We start from the raw sequence: 14,476 nt of genomic DNA, 5'->3' as shown, positions 1-14,476 counted from the left end.
GACACAGGCCCTAGCGCCGCCGGACGGGGATTACCGAAGCCGACGTCCGGGAACAGAAGGTACGGACCCACCCGGCCCGTACCACCCGGCCGGACGGGTCCGCGCCGGGGCGGGAGCACGCTCCGGCGGCCCACCTGCGCCCGCGTGCGGGCCGGACGATCCCTGGAGGCCTCTCGTGACGATTCGGCGCTTCAGCGCGGCGGTCTTCGCCGCGACGCTCCTCACCCCCGCCCTGGCCGCCTGCGCCGAGACCGGAGCCGGCGAGCCCGGCGCCTCCGCCACCCCCACGGTCTCCGGCAGCGCCGCCCCCGACCCCTCCGGCAGCGCCTCGCCGGGCCCCTCCGGCGCGGTCGACGGCGACGCCAAGCAGGCCCTGATCAACTCGACGAACGAGATCCGCAACGGCAACTTCCGGTTCACCATGTCCGGCGTCGGCTCGACCGCGGAGGGACAGGTGCACCAGCCGAGCCAGAGCGCACAGATGAAGGTCACCATCGGCGACGCCGACTCCGACCTGATGCTGGCCCTCGACCTCGTCCACGTCAAGCCGGACAGCTGGGTGAAGGTGGAGGTCGGCGGGCGGACCGCGCCGAGCCTGCCCGCCATCCGCGACCTCAACCTCGGCAAGTACCAGCACCTCGACCAGTCCCGGATCCAGGGCAACCGCAACCTCGGCTTCGACTTCGACAAGCTCGACCCGGCCGGGAGCGCGGCGCTCACCCAGGCCGTGACCGACGTCCGCCAAACCGGCGAGGGCACGTACGCCGGCACCGTCGACGTCTCGAAGGCGACCGAGTCGGACTCCTTCGACGCCGCGTTGGTCACCGCGCTCGGGGAGCAGGCCCGGTCGCTGCCCTTCACCGCCCGCCTCGACCCGCAGGGGCGGCTCAGCGAACTGACCATCCAGGTCCCGGCCACCGGGCAGACCCCGGCCCAGGACGTGAAGGTCACGTACGCGGACTACGGCAACGCCACGGCGGCGCAGCGACCGCCGGCGGACCAGGTGGTGGAGGCCCCGGCCGAGCTGTACAACCTGTTCCGGTGACCTGACCCGACCGCCCGGTGGCCGGACCCGACACGCCACAGTGCCGGGCCCGGCCACCGGTCGGTTCCGGTCGCTGACCGGGGTCAGGAGTCGGCGGCCTGCCGGGCGGCGTCGAGCCGGCTGCGGGCCCCGTCCAGCCAACGCTGGCAGATGGCGGCCAGCGCCTCGCCGCGTTCCCAGAGGGCCAACGACTCCTCCAGGGACGTGCCGCCGGCCTCCAGCCGCTCGACCACCGAGGCCAGTTCGGCCCGCGCCTGTTCGTAGCTGAGCCGCTCGTCCGGCCCGGCCTTCTGCTCGTCAGTCATCGGTCCCATCTCAGCACACCGGCGCCCCGGCCCCCGACGGCGTGCCTGCGGGCGGCGGCTCCGACGGTCCGGTGGTCCGCCGGGGCGGCGGCGGTCCGGTCGACCGGGAGCGGGGACTCACCCCTCGACCGTCACGGCCAGGTCGCCCTCCGCGAGGCGTACCCGCAGGTGGTCGCCCGGGTCCACGTCGCCCGCCGCGCGCACCACCCGGCCGTCGCCGCGCTGGACGATGGCGTACCCCCGGTCGAGGGTGGCGGCGGGGGAGAGGGCGCGCAGCCGGGCGAGGGTGTGCCGCAGGTCGTTGCCGGCGGCGGCCAGCCGGTGGTCCAGGCAGCGCCCGGCGCGCTGGCGCAGCGCGGTCACCTCGGTCGTCCGCTGGTCCACCATCACCTGCGGGCGGGCCAGCACCGGGCGGGAGCGGAGCAGGTCGAGCCGGTGCCGTTCCCGGTCGACCAGGTTGCGGACCGCGCGTTCCAGCCGGGACCGGGCCTGGCCGATGAGGCGTACCTCCTCGGCGAGGTCGGGGACGACCCGCTTCGCCGCGTCGGTCGGGGTGGAGGCGCGGAGGTCGGCGACGTAGTCGACCAGGGGCGTGTCGGTCTCGTGGCCGATCGCGCTGACCACCGGGGTGCGGCAGGCGAAGACCGCCCGGCAGAGCGCCTCGTCGGAGAAGGGGAGCAGATCCTCGATGCTGCCGCCGCCCCGGGCCAGGACGATCACCTCGACGCCCGGGTCGGCGTCGAGGACCTTCAGCGCGTCGACGATCTGGGCGACCGCGCCGGTGCCCTGCACCGCCACGTTGACCGTCCGGAACTCCACCGCCGGCCACCGGCGGCGGGCGTTGGTGAGCACGTCCCGCTCGGCGGCCGAGGCGCGCCCGGTGATCAGGCCGATCCGGCCGGGCAGGAACGGCAGCCGGCGCTTGCGCGCCCGGTCGAAGAGCCCCTCGGCGGCGAGCAGCTTCTTGAGCTTCTCCAGCCGGGCCAGCAGCTCACCGAGGCCCACCTGCCGGATCTCGTCGGCGCGCAGGCTGAGCGTGCCCCGGGCGGCGTAGAACTCCGGCTTGGCGTGCACCACCACCCGGGCGCCCTCGCGCAGTTCGGGCGCCCCGGCGTCGAGGACGTCCCGGTTGGTGGTGACGGTCAGGCTCAGGTCGGCCGCCGGGTCACGCAGGGTGAGGAAGACGGTGCTGGCGCCCGGCCGGCGGCTGATCTGGGCGACCTGCCCGTCCACCCAGACCCACCCGAGCCGCGCGATCCACGCGCCCACCTTCTGGCTGACCACCCGTACCGGCCACGGCTCCTCAACGCTGCTCGCCCCAGTCCCCGCACTCACCCGCCCACCCTACGGCCCGCCCCGGTGATCATGGGGTTGGCGTGGGCCGTCCGCGTCGGGACTGCCGTCAACTCCATGATCACCGGGGGGCGGCGGTTGGGTGGCGGGTGGTGGGGTGGCACGTACGATGGGCGGGTGACCGAGGCTCAGGCGACCCCCCAGACCGGCAAGCGCGTGCTCCTGGCCAAGCCCCGTGGCTACTGCGCGGGCGTCGACCGTGCGGTGCAGACCGTGGAGGAGGCGCTGAAGCTCTACGGCACCCCGATCTACGTGCGCAAGCAGATCGTGCACAACAAGCACGTGGTCCAGACGCTGGAGGCGCAGGGCGCGATCTTCGTGGAGGAGAACGAGGAGGTGCCCGAGGGCGCCACGGTGATCTTCTCCGCGCACGGGGTCGCCCCGGAGGTCTACGAGCAGGCCCGGGTGCGGTCGCTCAAGGCCATCGACGCGACCTGCCCGCTGGTCACCAAGGTGCACCACGAGGCGCGCCGGTTCGCCGCCGAGGACTACGACATCCTGCTCATCGGCCACGAGGGCCACGAGGAGGTCATCGGTACCGCCGGTGAGGCGCCCGCGCACATCCAGCTCGTCGACGGCCCGGAGGACGTGGAGAACGTCACCGTCCGCGACCCGAACAAGGTCGTCTGGCTCTCCCAGACCACCCTCTCGGTCGACGAGACGCTGGAGACCGTCGCCCGGCTCAAGAAGCGGCTGCCGCTGCTCCAGTCGCCGCCCAGCGACGACATCTGCTACGCCACCTCCAACCGGCAGCACGTGGTCAAGGAGATCGCCGCCGAGTGCGACGTGGTGCTGGTCGTCGGGTCGCGGAACTCGTCCAACTCGGTACGCCTGGTCGAGGTGGCCCTGGACGCGGGGGCCCGCGCCGGGCACCTGGTCGACTTCGCCCACGAGATCGACGACGCCTGGCTGGCCGGCGCGACCACGGTCGGCCTCACCTCGGGCGCCAGCGTGCCGGAGGAACTGGTGCAGCAGGTGCTGGCCCACCTCGCCGAGCGGGGCTTCACCGACGTCGAGGAGATCACCACCGCCGACGAGCGGCTGACCTTCTCGCTGCCGCAGGAGTTGAAGCGGGACATGAAGGCCGCCGCCGCGGCCGCCGCCCGTGGCTGAGCCCGGTGTCGCCGACGCCCGCGCGCTGACCCTCCCCGGCCCGGCTGCGCTGACCGTCCCCGGCCCGGCCGGGGTGGGTGGGGCCGGTGCGACCGGTGGGAACGGAACGGTGCCCGGTCGCGTCCAAGCGGGTATGAGGACCCTTCGGATCGTCGCCGCCGCACTGGTCGCCGGTGCCCTGCTGAGCGCCTGCGGCGCCCAGGGCGGCGACGTGACCCCCGCCCCCGGCTCGACAGGAGAGACCTCGGTGTCCACCGACCCCTCGACCCCGGCCGCCGACCCGACCGACCCGGCCGCGACCCCGCCGGCCCATCGTCCCAGCCGCCCCGCCGCCAGCGCCCCGGCGAAGTCGGGCACCACGACCCTGACCGGCACGGTCACCGCCGGGGTGGAGCCGGGCTGCCTGCTGCTCGACGGGTACCTGCTGCTCGGCGGCGCGAAGGACGTGGTCAAGGCCGGCGCCCGGGTGACCGTCACCGGGAAGGTCGAGGAGGGCATGATGACCACCTGCCAGCAGGGCACCCCGTTCGTGGTCTCCTCCGCCACCCCGGCCTGACGCCCCGACCGGCCCACCCCGGCCCGGCGGCCAGGCCGGCCCGACAGCCCCGCCGACGGTCCGACGACGACGGCCCGACGGTCCGACGACGACGGCCCGACGGTCCGACGACGACGGCCCGACGACGACGGTCCGACAGCGACGGAGCCCGTCCCCGATGTTCGGGGACGGGCTCCGCTGTGTTGCCGGTGCGGTCAGCTCACCGCGCTGGTGCGTTCACGCGGCGGTCAGTTCACCGCGTCGATGGCGACCGCGCCCCGGCCGACGACGGCGCCCTCGGTGGTCACCACGGTCAGCTCACCCTGCAACTCCCGACCGGCGGCCGGGGTGGACAGGGCGGTCACCGTACCGGTGAGGGTGGCGGTGGCGAGCTGCGTCAGCCGCAGCGGGGTGCTCGGGGCGGAGAGGGTACCGAGCGACGGCGCCGAGAACGAGTCCCGGTAGTCGTACGCGGTGCTGGTGCCCGGCCCGTCGACCGAGTACGCGTCCACCACCACCCGGTAGGTGCCCGGTGCCGGGTTGGTGATGGTCACCGCCTCCTCCGAGTCCCCGTCGGCCTGCTGGCCGACCAGGGTGGTGCCCCGGTAGACGAACAGGTCCAGGTCGGCGCCGGGGTTGGCGGTGTTGCCGATCCGCGCGGTGAAGGTCGTGGCACCCGCCGGCACCTCGACCGTGTACTCCTGCAGGTCACCGTCGGTGATGGTCGGCCGCTCGGTGTGCGCGCTGACCAGCGGGCCGCCCTGACCGGTCACCGAGACCGGGCCGAAGGAGTTGGTCAGCTCCCAGTTCACCGGGGTCGGCTGGCCGGCGGTGACGCTGGGCAGTTCGACCGTGGCCGGGGAGAGCGAGACGCCCTGGATCCGGGCCCGGATGTGGAACGGGTTGTTCAGCGTCGGCGAGGTCCGCCGCGACTCGACCTCGATCTCCCAGACGCCCGGGATCGGGTTCTGGTAGTCCCGCTCCTGGGGCTTGCAGACGTTGGCGTCGGAGAAGTTGGTGAAGCAGACCGTGCTCGTCGTGGCCTCCACCGGGACGCCCAGCGGGTTGATCGCGATGAACCGGGTCTGCGAGCCGGTGGCGATACCGGAGAGGTTCACCTGGAGCGCGCCGGCACCCGGCGGCACCGTGACGAAGTACGAGCTGTAGCCGTTCCGGTCGACCGAACCCTCGGCCGAGAAGGAGTGGCTCGGCGACGTCGGCTCGTGCGGGACGACCACCGTCGCCGGGATCTCGAAGTCCACCACGGAGGTGTTCGGATCGTCGATCTCCACCAGCACGCTGTGCACCCCGCGCGAGGTCGGCCGGGCGTGGATCGGGATGGTGACCGGGATGTTGCGGGGCAGCGAGACCTGCTGGCGGATCCGGAAGGTCCCCTCGTCGTTGCCGCGCAGCGTGATCTGGTGCGGGATGGTCCCGCTCGGGCCGCCGGTCCGGGTGATGGTCACCTCGTACGAGCGGCGCTGGTTGATCCGGTGCCCCCCGTCGGCGGTGGCGCACCGGTTGTACACGCCGGCGCCCCGGTGCGGGTTCGGCACGAAGGCGCCGAGGTCGGCGTCGTACCGGGTGAGGCTGCCGGAGAGCGGGGTGCAGACCGGCGCGTCCGAGACGTACGTGCGGGCCTCGACGCCGCCGGCGAGCAACTCCCAGGCGCCCGGCACGTCGACCATGCCGTACCCCTGCGCGTACGTCGGGACGTCCGCGATCGGCTCGGCGGAGGTGTAGAGCGCCCGGCGCAGCGCGGCCGGGGTGACGCCCCGGTCGGTCGCCTTGGCGGCCGACAGCAGCAGCGCGGCGGCACCGGTGGCCTGCGGGGAGGCCATCGAGGTGCCGTTGGACATCTGGTAGCCCGGCGGCAGCGGGTAGCCGGCCTCCGGCACCGGGTTGCCCGGCTGCCACAGCGGCGTGGTCGAGATCGCCGAGCCCGGGGCGGCGATGTTCGGCTTGAACCCGCCGTCCTCACGCGGTCCGCGCGAGGAGAAGTTGAACAGCGCGTTCTCCTTGCTCACCACCGAGCCGTAGTTGGCCAGCCAGGTGTCCTTGCTGACGCTCGCCGCGACGCTGACCACGTTGCTGGCCACCGACGGGTCGCCGACGGTGTTCAGCCCCGGGCCGGAGTTGCCGGCGGAGATGAACATCTGCACGCCGTAGATGTCGATCAGGTCGTTGTAGAGCTGGGCGCGGGCGTTGGCGCCGTCGTTCAGCGTGGGCAGGCCGCCGATCGACATGTTGACCACGTCGACCTTGCGGTTGACCACCAGGTCGACCATGCCGGTGGTGAGCGCGGCGGCGGTGCACCCACCGCTCCACGAGCAGGCCCGGGAGGAGACCAGCTTCGCCCCGGGGGCCGCGCCGTCGAACGCGCTGTTACCCAGCATGTCGTTGGCGGCGGTGATGCCGGCGACGTGGCTGCCGTGAGAGCTGGAGACGATCCCGATGCTGACGTAGTCGACCAGGCCGGGGCCGCCGGCCGGGGTGGTGTCCACGTTCTTGCGGTACTCGACCACGAACGGGGTCTGCTCGCGGACCGGGGTGCCCGGGTTGTCGGTGCCGAAGTGGCCGACCTGGAACTGCTCCTTGTACGGGCGGATCTTCTCGGTCTCGGCGAAGATCCGGTCCTGGTTGGCGTCCACCCAGATGTCGTTGGTGGCCGGGTTGAACAGGACCCCGAACTGGTCGCTGGTGTCACCGTCGCGGTTGACGTCGCCCCGGTGGTCGGTGGCCGCGGTGATCGACTCACTGAACAGGTTGAACCGGTACGCCCCGGCCGGCGCCGTCCAGGTGGCCCCGGCGGCGGTGAAGCTCGGCCCGGTGACCTGGGTGATCATCGGCCGCCAGCTCGCGTCCTCCAGCGGGTCGGTCGCGGTGACCCAGTCGACGATCTTGCGCTCGCCGGTGGTGGTCTGCTGGAGGGCCGGGTGGTCCAGGTCCACCCCGGAGTCCATGATGCCGATGGTCACGCCCCGGCCGTCCCACTGCGGGTTGGCGGCCTTGAAGGCCTCCGCGCCCGTCTCGTTGGTGGGCATGTACGGGTTGACGCCCAGGGTGTCCGCGCCGGGGCCGGCGAGGGTGCCGCCCTGCGCGGCGGCGGTGCTGCCGTCCGGGGCCCGCTCCGGGGCCGGGTCGGGCAGCTTGATCTCCTCGTCGAGGTCGACGGCGGCCACACCGGGCAGGGTGGCCGCCTTGAGGACCTGCGCGGTCGGCACCTTGGCCAGGACGTACCCGACCCGGTCGTACTGCTGGCTGACCGAGCCGCCCAGCTTGCGCACACCATCGGCGACCCGCTTCGCGGCGCCCTTCTCGGCGGCCACGATCAGGGTGACGGTCGGTGCCTTCGTCGCCTCGGCCCTGGCCAGGAGCTTGGCATCGTGCGTGCCGAGGGTCTCGGCGGCGGTGGCCGGCGACCCTTCGGCGGTGCTGGGTGCGGCGCTCGCGGTGGCGGCGCCACCCACCACGGACATGGCTCCGGCAGCCATGACCGACGCGATGAAGGCGGCGGAGGTCCGCCGACTCCGACTGCGGGGTTTGCTCACGTTCGGTATCCCCCAGGATGGTGAGGGCCCCGGGTAGTCCCGGGGCACGTGTGAGCGGAATCCTTCGTGGTCGCAGCCGTCGATGTCCACCACCCGGTCGTACGTTGTGATCAGGTCGTGACTTTCAGCGTCGCGTCGGGTGGCGGGGACGCTGATGGAAGTCGGACAGCCGACTCAGCCATCGACCGCAGTGGACGATTCCGGCCCGGAGCGCTCGGCCAGTTCGGGAGCCTGGGGCTGGCGCGGCGCCACCTCGACCTGGGCCGGCGCGGCCAGCTCCTGATCGGAAACGCCCAGCTCGGCGAGCTTGCGTGCGCTGACCAGCACCCGCGCCTCCAGGCTGCCCACCGCCCGGTTGTACGCGGTCACCGCCCCGCCGAGCGAGGAGCCCAGCTTGCCGACGTGATCACCCAGGGTGGACAGTCGCCCGTACAGCTCACGGGCCAGCGAGTGCACCGCCACCGCGTTGCGGGCCAGCGCCTCCTGCCGCCACGAGTACGCCACCGTCCGCAGCAGCGCGACCAGCGTCGCCGGGGTGGCCAGCACCACGTTGCGGGCGAAGGCGTGCTCCAGCAGCGTCGGGTCGCGCTGCAACGCCACGTCGAGGAACGGGTCGGCCGGCACGAAGAGCACCACGAACTCCGGGGCGCTGTCGAACGCTGCCCAGTACGACTTGGCGGCCAGCGCGTCCACATGGGCCCGCAGGTGCCGCGCGTGCGCGTCCAGGTGGGTGTCCCGGCCCCGCTCGTCGCGCGCCTCCATCGCGGTCAGGTACGCGTCGAAGGGCGCCTTCGCGTCCACCACCACACGGCGCCCGCCGTGCAGCCGGACCACCAGGTCGGGGCGGACCGTCCGGTGCTCGACGGCGGCGGTGACCTGCTCGTCGAAGTCGCAGTGCTCCAGCAGGCCGGCCGCCTCGACGATCCGGCGCAACTGGTGCTCGCCCCACCGGCCCCGGACCTGCGGCGCACGCAGCGCCGCCACCAGTTGCTTGGTCTCGGTGCGCAGCTCGCCGGAGACCGCCCCCATCGACCGGACCTGCTCCCGCAGTTCCGCGTACGCGTCCACCCGGTCCCGTTCCAGCTCGGCCACCCGGGACTCGTACCGGCGCAGGGTGTCGTGCAGCGGGGCGACCGCACGGGCCACCGCCTCCTGGGACTGGGCGGTCGCCTCGTAGCTCAGCGCCCGCATCGACTGCTCCAGCCGGCCCTCGCCGGCCCGGGTGGCCGCCAGGGTCGCCTCCAGCCGGGCCAGCTCCGCCGCACCCCGGCTCCGGGCCGCGTACCACCCCACCGCGCCACCGGCGCCGAGGCAGACGACCACCACGGCCAGCGTCGAGAAGTCCATCCCCGAAGCTTGCCAAACCACCCCGCCCCCCGCTGTGCAAGGAAGGGCCCCCTGTTAACGCTTTCGGTAGAGCAGGGGCCCCTTCTTAACACCCGCCGGGGCGGGTGGCGGCGGGGTGGGCGGGCGCGACAGTCGGCTCGCCGGCGGGCGAGGTTGATCACCGGCGGCCGGCGGCACGGGTGGTTGTGGCCGGGTCCGGGTACCGTCGAAGTATGGAATTTCTGCTGGTGGTCGTGCTGGTGGCCCTCCTCGGGGGCGCGTTCGTGTGGTGGCGGCGGGAGCAGGCCGCGCGGCAGGCCCGCGAGCTGGCCGACGTCCGCGCCGACGCCCAGCGGTGGTACGAACGGCTGGGCGGCCAGGTGATGAACCTGCACGGCGACGAGCCGGCGGTCCGTCAGGCCCTGGTCGACGCCGGTGAGCGGTACAACGCGGCCGGCAGCCAGTTGGAGCAGGCCCGCACGGCCCAACAGTTCCGGCTGGCCCGGGAGACCGCCCTGGAGGGGCTGGCGTACGTCCGGGCGGCCCGCACGGCGCTCGGCATCGACCCGGGCCCCGAGCTGCCGCAGTTGGCCGCCGCGCAGGGCGCGGGGGCGCTCACCAAGGAGCGCGAGGTCAACGTCCAGGGGCAGACCTTCAAGGCGGGCCCGCAGCCCGGCCGGGACACCCCGTACTACTACCCGGGTGGGCGGATGCAGGGCCGGCCGGTCCCGGCCGGGTGGTACTCGACGCCGTGGTGGAAGACGGCCCTCGGGGCCGGCGCCGGTGTGCTCGGCGGCATGCTGATCGCCGACGCCCTCTTCTCGCCGAGCTTCGGCGACCCGGGTTACGCCGCCGGGTACCAGGACGGCCTCGGCGAGGCCGGGGACATGGGCGACGCGGGTGACATGGGCGACGCCGGTGGCGACATGGGCGGTGACTTCGGCGGCGGTGACTTCGGCGGGGGCGACTTCGGTGGCTTCGGTGGCGGCGACTTCGGTGGGGACTTCGGCGGGGACTTCTGAGCCGTCCCGGCACCGCGCCGGTGAGCCGGTCAGCCGGTCAGACGGTCAGACGGTCAGCACGACCTTTCCCGCGGGGTGTCCCCGGGTGAAGTACCGGAGGGCGTCCGGTGCCTCCGCGAGGGGGTAGCTGCGGTCGACGGCCGGGGTGAGCGCGCCGGACTCGATCAGGTCCCGCAGCTCGTCGAGGTCCTCGGCGCGTTCCACCGCGCTCACGGTGCGCAGCCGCTGGCCGACGACCAGCGACAGCAGCGGCGCGCGGAACATCTGCCGGCCGTAGCCGCCGAGGAGCCCACCCCTGGTGTACCCGCCGCCGACCAGCGCCAGGGTGCCACGGGGGGTGAGCGCGCGCCGCAGCAGCGACAGCGGGCGGTCGCCGCCGGTGTCGATGACGACGTCGTACACCGCGCCGTCGCGGTCGATCTCCGCCCGGGTGTAGTCGAGGACGTCGTCGGCGCCGAGGGAACGGACGAACCCGGTCTTCGCCGGGGTGCAGACCCCGGTCACCGTCGCGCCGTACGCCTTGGCGATCTGTACGGCGTGGGAGCCGACGCCACCCGACGCGCCGATCACCAGCACCCGGTGCCCCGGCCGGACCGCACCGCTGTCGCGGACCGCGCGCAGGGCCGTCATGCCGGAGACCGGCACCGCGGCGGCCTGCTCGAACGACAGGTTGGCCGGCTTGCGCGCGAGCCGGTCCGGCGTGGTGCCGGCGAACTCGGCGTACGAACCGCCCGGAGAGGTGCCGTACACCTCGTCGCCCGGCTGGAACCGGGTCACCCGGGCGCCGACCTCGGCCACCACCCCGGCGAGGTCCCGGCCGCGTACCGCCACCCGGGGGCGGCGCAGCCCGCTCGCGAGACGTACCAGATAGGGGCGGCCGGCCATGAAGATCCACACCCCGGGGTCGACCCCGGCCGCGCGGACCCGGACGAGCACCTCCTCGTCGCCGATGGTCGGCCGGTCGACGTCGCGCAGGTGGAGCACGTCTGCCGGGCCGTAGGTGTCCTGGACGATGGCCTTCACGGGGTCGCCTCCTGCGGGGCTGCGGGGACGCGAACACGACATGCTCGGCGTAAGCCCTCGTTGACATAGTGCTACATGAATGGTTGACGCGAAGTCGCGTTCTTTACTCCGCATGGACGTCCCGGCACGCCGAAGCCCCCTGCTGCACGGCGGCAGCAGGGGGCTTCGGTCCGTACGCGGTGGCTCAGCCGGTGTTGCGCATCCCGGCGGCGATGCCGTTGACCGTGGTGAGCAGGGCCCGCTCCAGGGCCGTACCGTCGCTCGGGGCCCGCCGGCCGCCCGGCGCGGTGACCACGGCCCGCCCGGCGGCGCCGGAGTCACGGTACTGCCGCAGCAGCGCCACCTGGAGGTGGTGCAGCGGCTCCAGGTAGGTGTCGCGGACGGCGAGGGTGCGCTGGAGCACCGGGGAGCCGTCGAGCAGGTCGGGGGAGCTGGTCACCGCCAGCACCTCCTGCCGGGTCAGCTCGTACTCCTCCTCGATCTTGGTGAAGATCGGGTGCAGCTTCTTCGGCACCAGCGTCTCGACGTACCGGCGGGCGATGGTCAGGTCGGTCTTGGTCAGCATCATCTCGACGTTCGACAGGAACGTCCGGAAGAAGTGCCAGTTGCGGTGCATCTCGGCGAGGACGTCCGACAGGCCGGCCTCCCGGGCGGCGGCCAGGCCGGTGCCGACCCCGAACCAGCCGGGGACGATCTGCCGGGTCTGGGTCCAGCCGAACACCCACGGGATGGCCCGCAGCCCGGCCAGGCCGGCCCCGGTGTTCGGCCGCTTCGCCGGCCGGGAGCCGATGTTCAGCGCGCCGAGCAGCTCCGTCGGGGTGGACGCCCAGAAGTACGCCGGCAGGTCCGGGTCCTCCACCAGCGACCGGTACCGGCGGTACGCGGACTCGGAGACCACGTCCATCGCCGCGTCCCAGCGCTCCAGCATCTCGGCCGGCTGCCGGGGCGCGGTGTGCAGCAGGGTCGCCTGGAGCACCGCCGCGACGGTCAGCTCCAGGTTCTCCCGGGCCAGCGCCGGCAGGGTGTACTTGTCGGAGATGACCTCGCCCTGCTCGGTGACCTTGATCGCGCCGTCCAGGGTGCCGTACGGCTGGGCCAGGATCGCCTCGTGGGTCGGCCCGCCACCGCGCCCGACGGTGCCGCCCCGGCCGTGGAAGAGCCGCAGGTGCACGCCGTGCCGGGCGGCCACGTCACGCAGCGCCCGCTGGGCCCGGTGGATGGACCACTGGCTGGTGGTGATGCCGGCCTCCTTGTTGGAGTCGGAGTAGCCCAGCATCACCTCCTGCACGTCGCCCCGGGCCGCCACCAGCGCCCGGTACGCGGGCAGGGAGAGCAGTTCGTCGAGGAGTTCGCCACCGGCGTTCAGCTCGGCCGGGGTCTCCAGCAGCGGCACGAACCCGATCCGGGCCCGCCCGCTGTGCACGTCCACCAGGCCGGCCTCGCGGGCCAGCACCACCGCGGCGAGCACGTCGTCGACGCCGAGCGTCATCGAGACGATGTACGACTCGATGACCTCGGTGCCGAACCGGTCCTGCGCCTCCCGGATGGTGCCGAAGACGTCGAAGGTCTTGCGGGCGCCCTCGGTCAGCGGGGTGTCCAGGGCGGAGAGCGGACGCCGACCGGCCAACTCGTCGGCGAGGAGCTTGGTCCGCTCCAGCCGGGTCAGCGCGGGGTAGTCGGAGACCTCGCCGACGGCCGCGTAGAGCTGGGCCAGCACCGCGTGGTGGGCCTCGGCGTGCTCGCGGACGTCCATGGTCGCCAGGTGCAGCCCGAACGCGGAGACGGTCCGGATGGTCGAGGCGAGCCGGCCCACGGCGGTGAGCTGACCGGCGTTGCGGGCCAGCGAGGCGCGCAGCAGCTCCAGGTCGGCGATCAGCTCGGCGCTGCCCCGGTAGTCCCGGCCGGGCACGTGCGGGGTGGCCTGGCGCAGCCGCGCCCGGGTGTTGGCGAGCTTCGCCTTCACGCACCGGGCCTTGAGCCGGTACGGCTCCTCGGCGTTGACCCGGCGGAACCGGGGCGCCACCTCGGGCAGCGCGTCCAGGTCGGCGGCGAGGCTGGCGGAGAGGTCCAGCGACACCCCGCGCAGCCGGCGGGAGACGGAGACCTCGTTGATCAGCTCCTCCATGGCCGCCTCGGTGGCGGCGATGCCGTGCTCGTGCTGGATGGTCAGCACCTCGCGGGTGACCAGCGGGGTGACGAACGGGTTGCCGTCCCGGTCGCCGCCGATCCAGGTGCCGAAGGTCAGCGGGCGGGCCGTCGGGGAGGTCTCCACCCCGAGGGTGCGCAGCGTGTCGGCCAGGTCGTCGAGGACCTGCGGGGCGGCCTCGGCGTACAGGTCGCGCAGGTAGTAGATGGCGTTGCGGGCCTCGTCGGTCGGGTCCGGCCGGTCCAGCCGCAGCTCGTCGGTCTGCCACATCAGGTCCAGCAGCTCGGCGAGGCGGCGGTTGGCCGGGCCCTCGTCGCTGGCGCCGTAGAGGATCGCGTTGGTGGTCTCGGCGTCCAGCTCGTCGGCGACCGCGCGCAGCTTGGACAGGATCGACCGGCGGGCCGCCTCGGTGGGGTGGGCGGTGAAGACCGGCCGGACCGCGAGCCGGCGGGCCGCGGCCGCGATCTCCTCGGCCGGCACCCCGCGCTCGGCGATCATCTTGGCTGCCTGGTCCAGCCACCCGCCGTGGACGGCCCGGCGGCGTTGCAGGTCCCGGGCCCGGTGCACCTGCTCGGTGATGTTGGCCAGGTGGAAGTAGGTGGAGAAGGCGCGGGCCAGCTTGGTGCCGGTGGTGACGTCGAGCCCGCCGAGGCGCTGGGCGGCGGCCGGGGCGTCGCTGCGGACCTGGGCGCGGATCTCCTCGACCAGGTCGAGCAGCGGGCGGCCCTCCTGGCGGGCGAGGGTCTGCCCGAGCAGGGTGCCGAGTCGCCGGATGTCGGCCCGCAGGGCGGCGTCGGGCCCGTCGTGGTCGTGCTGGTCGGTCACGGTGCGCTCCTCCCGGGAGTACGAAGGACAGCGCTGTCCGACTCCCCCTGATCGTATCCGCGCCACCCCTGCGGACAGGAGGGGCCCTGTCTTTTCGCCTCTGCTCGTAGCGGCTTCCCGGCCCGCCGCCGGGGCCGGTGTCGGCGTCGTGACGAGGCGTGTTCATGCAGGTGGGAAGGGGTGTGCCGGAGGGGTGGGACGGGGTCGGACGCGCTCCTGCCGGGCTCACGTG

General features: G+C 73.7%; 10 protein-coding genes. 4 read left to right on the top strand and 6 right to left on the bottom strand.

Features of this window, described 5'->3' with window-relative positions:
- Positions 1-175: 175 nt before the first annotated feature.
- The gene (locus ACQUFX_RS20090; RefSeq protein WP_428961899.1) at positions 176-1,045 is read left to right on the top strand and encodes a hypothetical protein; all 870 of its coding nucleotides are present in this window, start codon (positions 176-178) and stop codon (positions 1,043-1,045) included.
- 83 nt (positions 1,046-1,128) lie between these two features.
- Here ACQUFX_RS20090 and ACQUFX_RS20085 read toward each other — a convergent pair whose 3' ends face one another.
- Both ACQUFX_RS20085 and xseA read right to left on the bottom strand, forming a co-directional pair.
- A complete protein-coding gene (locus tag ACQUFX_RS20085; protein WP_428961898.1) occupies positions 1,129-1,350 on the bottom strand; it encodes an exodeoxyribonuclease VII small subunit in 222 nt (73 codons plus the stop codon).
- 117 nt (positions 1,351-1,467) lie between these two features.
- Positions 1,468-2,685 carry an exodeoxyribonuclease VII large subunit gene (xseA, locus tag ACQUFX_RS20080; protein ID WP_428961897.1) on the bottom strand — a complete coding sequence of 406 codons (1,218 nt, stop codon included), beginning with the start codon at positions 2,683-2,685 and terminating at the stop codon, positions 1,468-1,470.
- A 135-nt stretch (positions 2,686-2,820) separates the two neighbouring features.
- Between xseA and ACQUFX_RS20075 the strand changes: the two genes are divergently transcribed.
- Positions 2,821-3,816 (top strand): 4-hydroxy-3-methylbut-2-enyl diphosphate reductase, encoded by a 996-nt coding sequence (locus ACQUFX_RS20075; protein WP_428961896.1) that lies wholly within the window; start codon positions 2,821-2,823, stop codon positions 3,814-3,816.
- Between the two features lie 133 nt (positions 3,817-3,949).
- Positions 3,950-4,372 (top strand): hypothetical protein, encoded by a 423-nt coding sequence (locus tag ACQUFX_RS20070; protein WP_428961895.1) that lies wholly within the window; start codon positions 3,950-3,952, stop codon positions 4,370-4,372.
- A 227-nt stretch (positions 4,373-4,599) separates the two neighbouring features.
- On the opposite strand, the gene ACQUFX_RS20065 is transcribed toward ACQUFX_RS20070, so the two are convergent.
- Both ACQUFX_RS20065 and ACQUFX_RS20060 read right to left on the bottom strand, forming a co-directional pair.
- Positions 4,600-7,902: a S8 family serine peptidase gene (locus ACQUFX_RS20065; protein ID WP_428961894.1), complete on the bottom strand. Its 3,303-nt coding sequence runs from the start codon at positions 7,900-7,902 to the stop codon at positions 4,600-4,602.
- Between the two features lie 174 nt (positions 7,903-8,076).
- Positions 8,077-9,249 carry a DNA recombination protein RmuC gene (locus ACQUFX_RS20060; RefSeq protein WP_428961893.1) on the bottom strand — a complete coding sequence of 391 codons (1,173 nt, stop codon included), beginning with the start codon at positions 9,247-9,249 and terminating at the stop codon, positions 8,077-8,079.
- A 212-nt stretch (positions 9,250-9,461) separates the two neighbouring features.
- Between ACQUFX_RS20060 and ACQUFX_RS20055 the strand changes: the two genes are divergently transcribed.
- Positions 9,462-10,250: a hypothetical protein gene (locus ACQUFX_RS20055; RefSeq protein WP_428961892.1), complete on the top strand. Its 789-nt coding sequence runs from the start codon at positions 9,462-9,464 to the stop codon at positions 10,248-10,250.
- 45 nt (positions 10,251-10,295) lie between these two features.
- On the opposite strand, the gene ACQUFX_RS20050 is transcribed toward ACQUFX_RS20055, so the two are convergent.
- Both ACQUFX_RS20050 and ppc read right to left on the bottom strand, forming a co-directional pair.
- Positions 10,296-11,273: an NAD(P)-dependent alcohol dehydrogenase gene (locus ACQUFX_RS20050; RefSeq protein WP_428961891.1), complete on the bottom strand. Its 978-nt coding sequence runs from the start codon at positions 11,271-11,273 to the stop codon at positions 10,296-10,298.
- Between the two features lie 184 nt (positions 11,274-11,457).
- Positions 11,458-14,244, bottom strand: a complete 2,787-nt coding sequence (gene ppc, locus ACQUFX_RS20045) for a phosphoenolpyruvate carboxylase (protein ID WP_428961890.1) — start codon at positions 14,242-14,244, stop codon at positions 11,458-11,460.
- Between the last annotated feature and the right edge of the window lie 232 nt (positions 14,245-14,476).

Source organism: Micromonospora fluostatini, assembly GCF_050410825.1.
GTDB lineage: Bacteria > Actinomycetota > Actinomycetes > Mycobacteriales > Micromonosporaceae > Micromonospora > Micromonospora rosaria.
The sequence above is the reverse complement of the archived record's forward strand: the minus strand, read 5'-3'. Positions and strand labels throughout refer to the sequence as shown.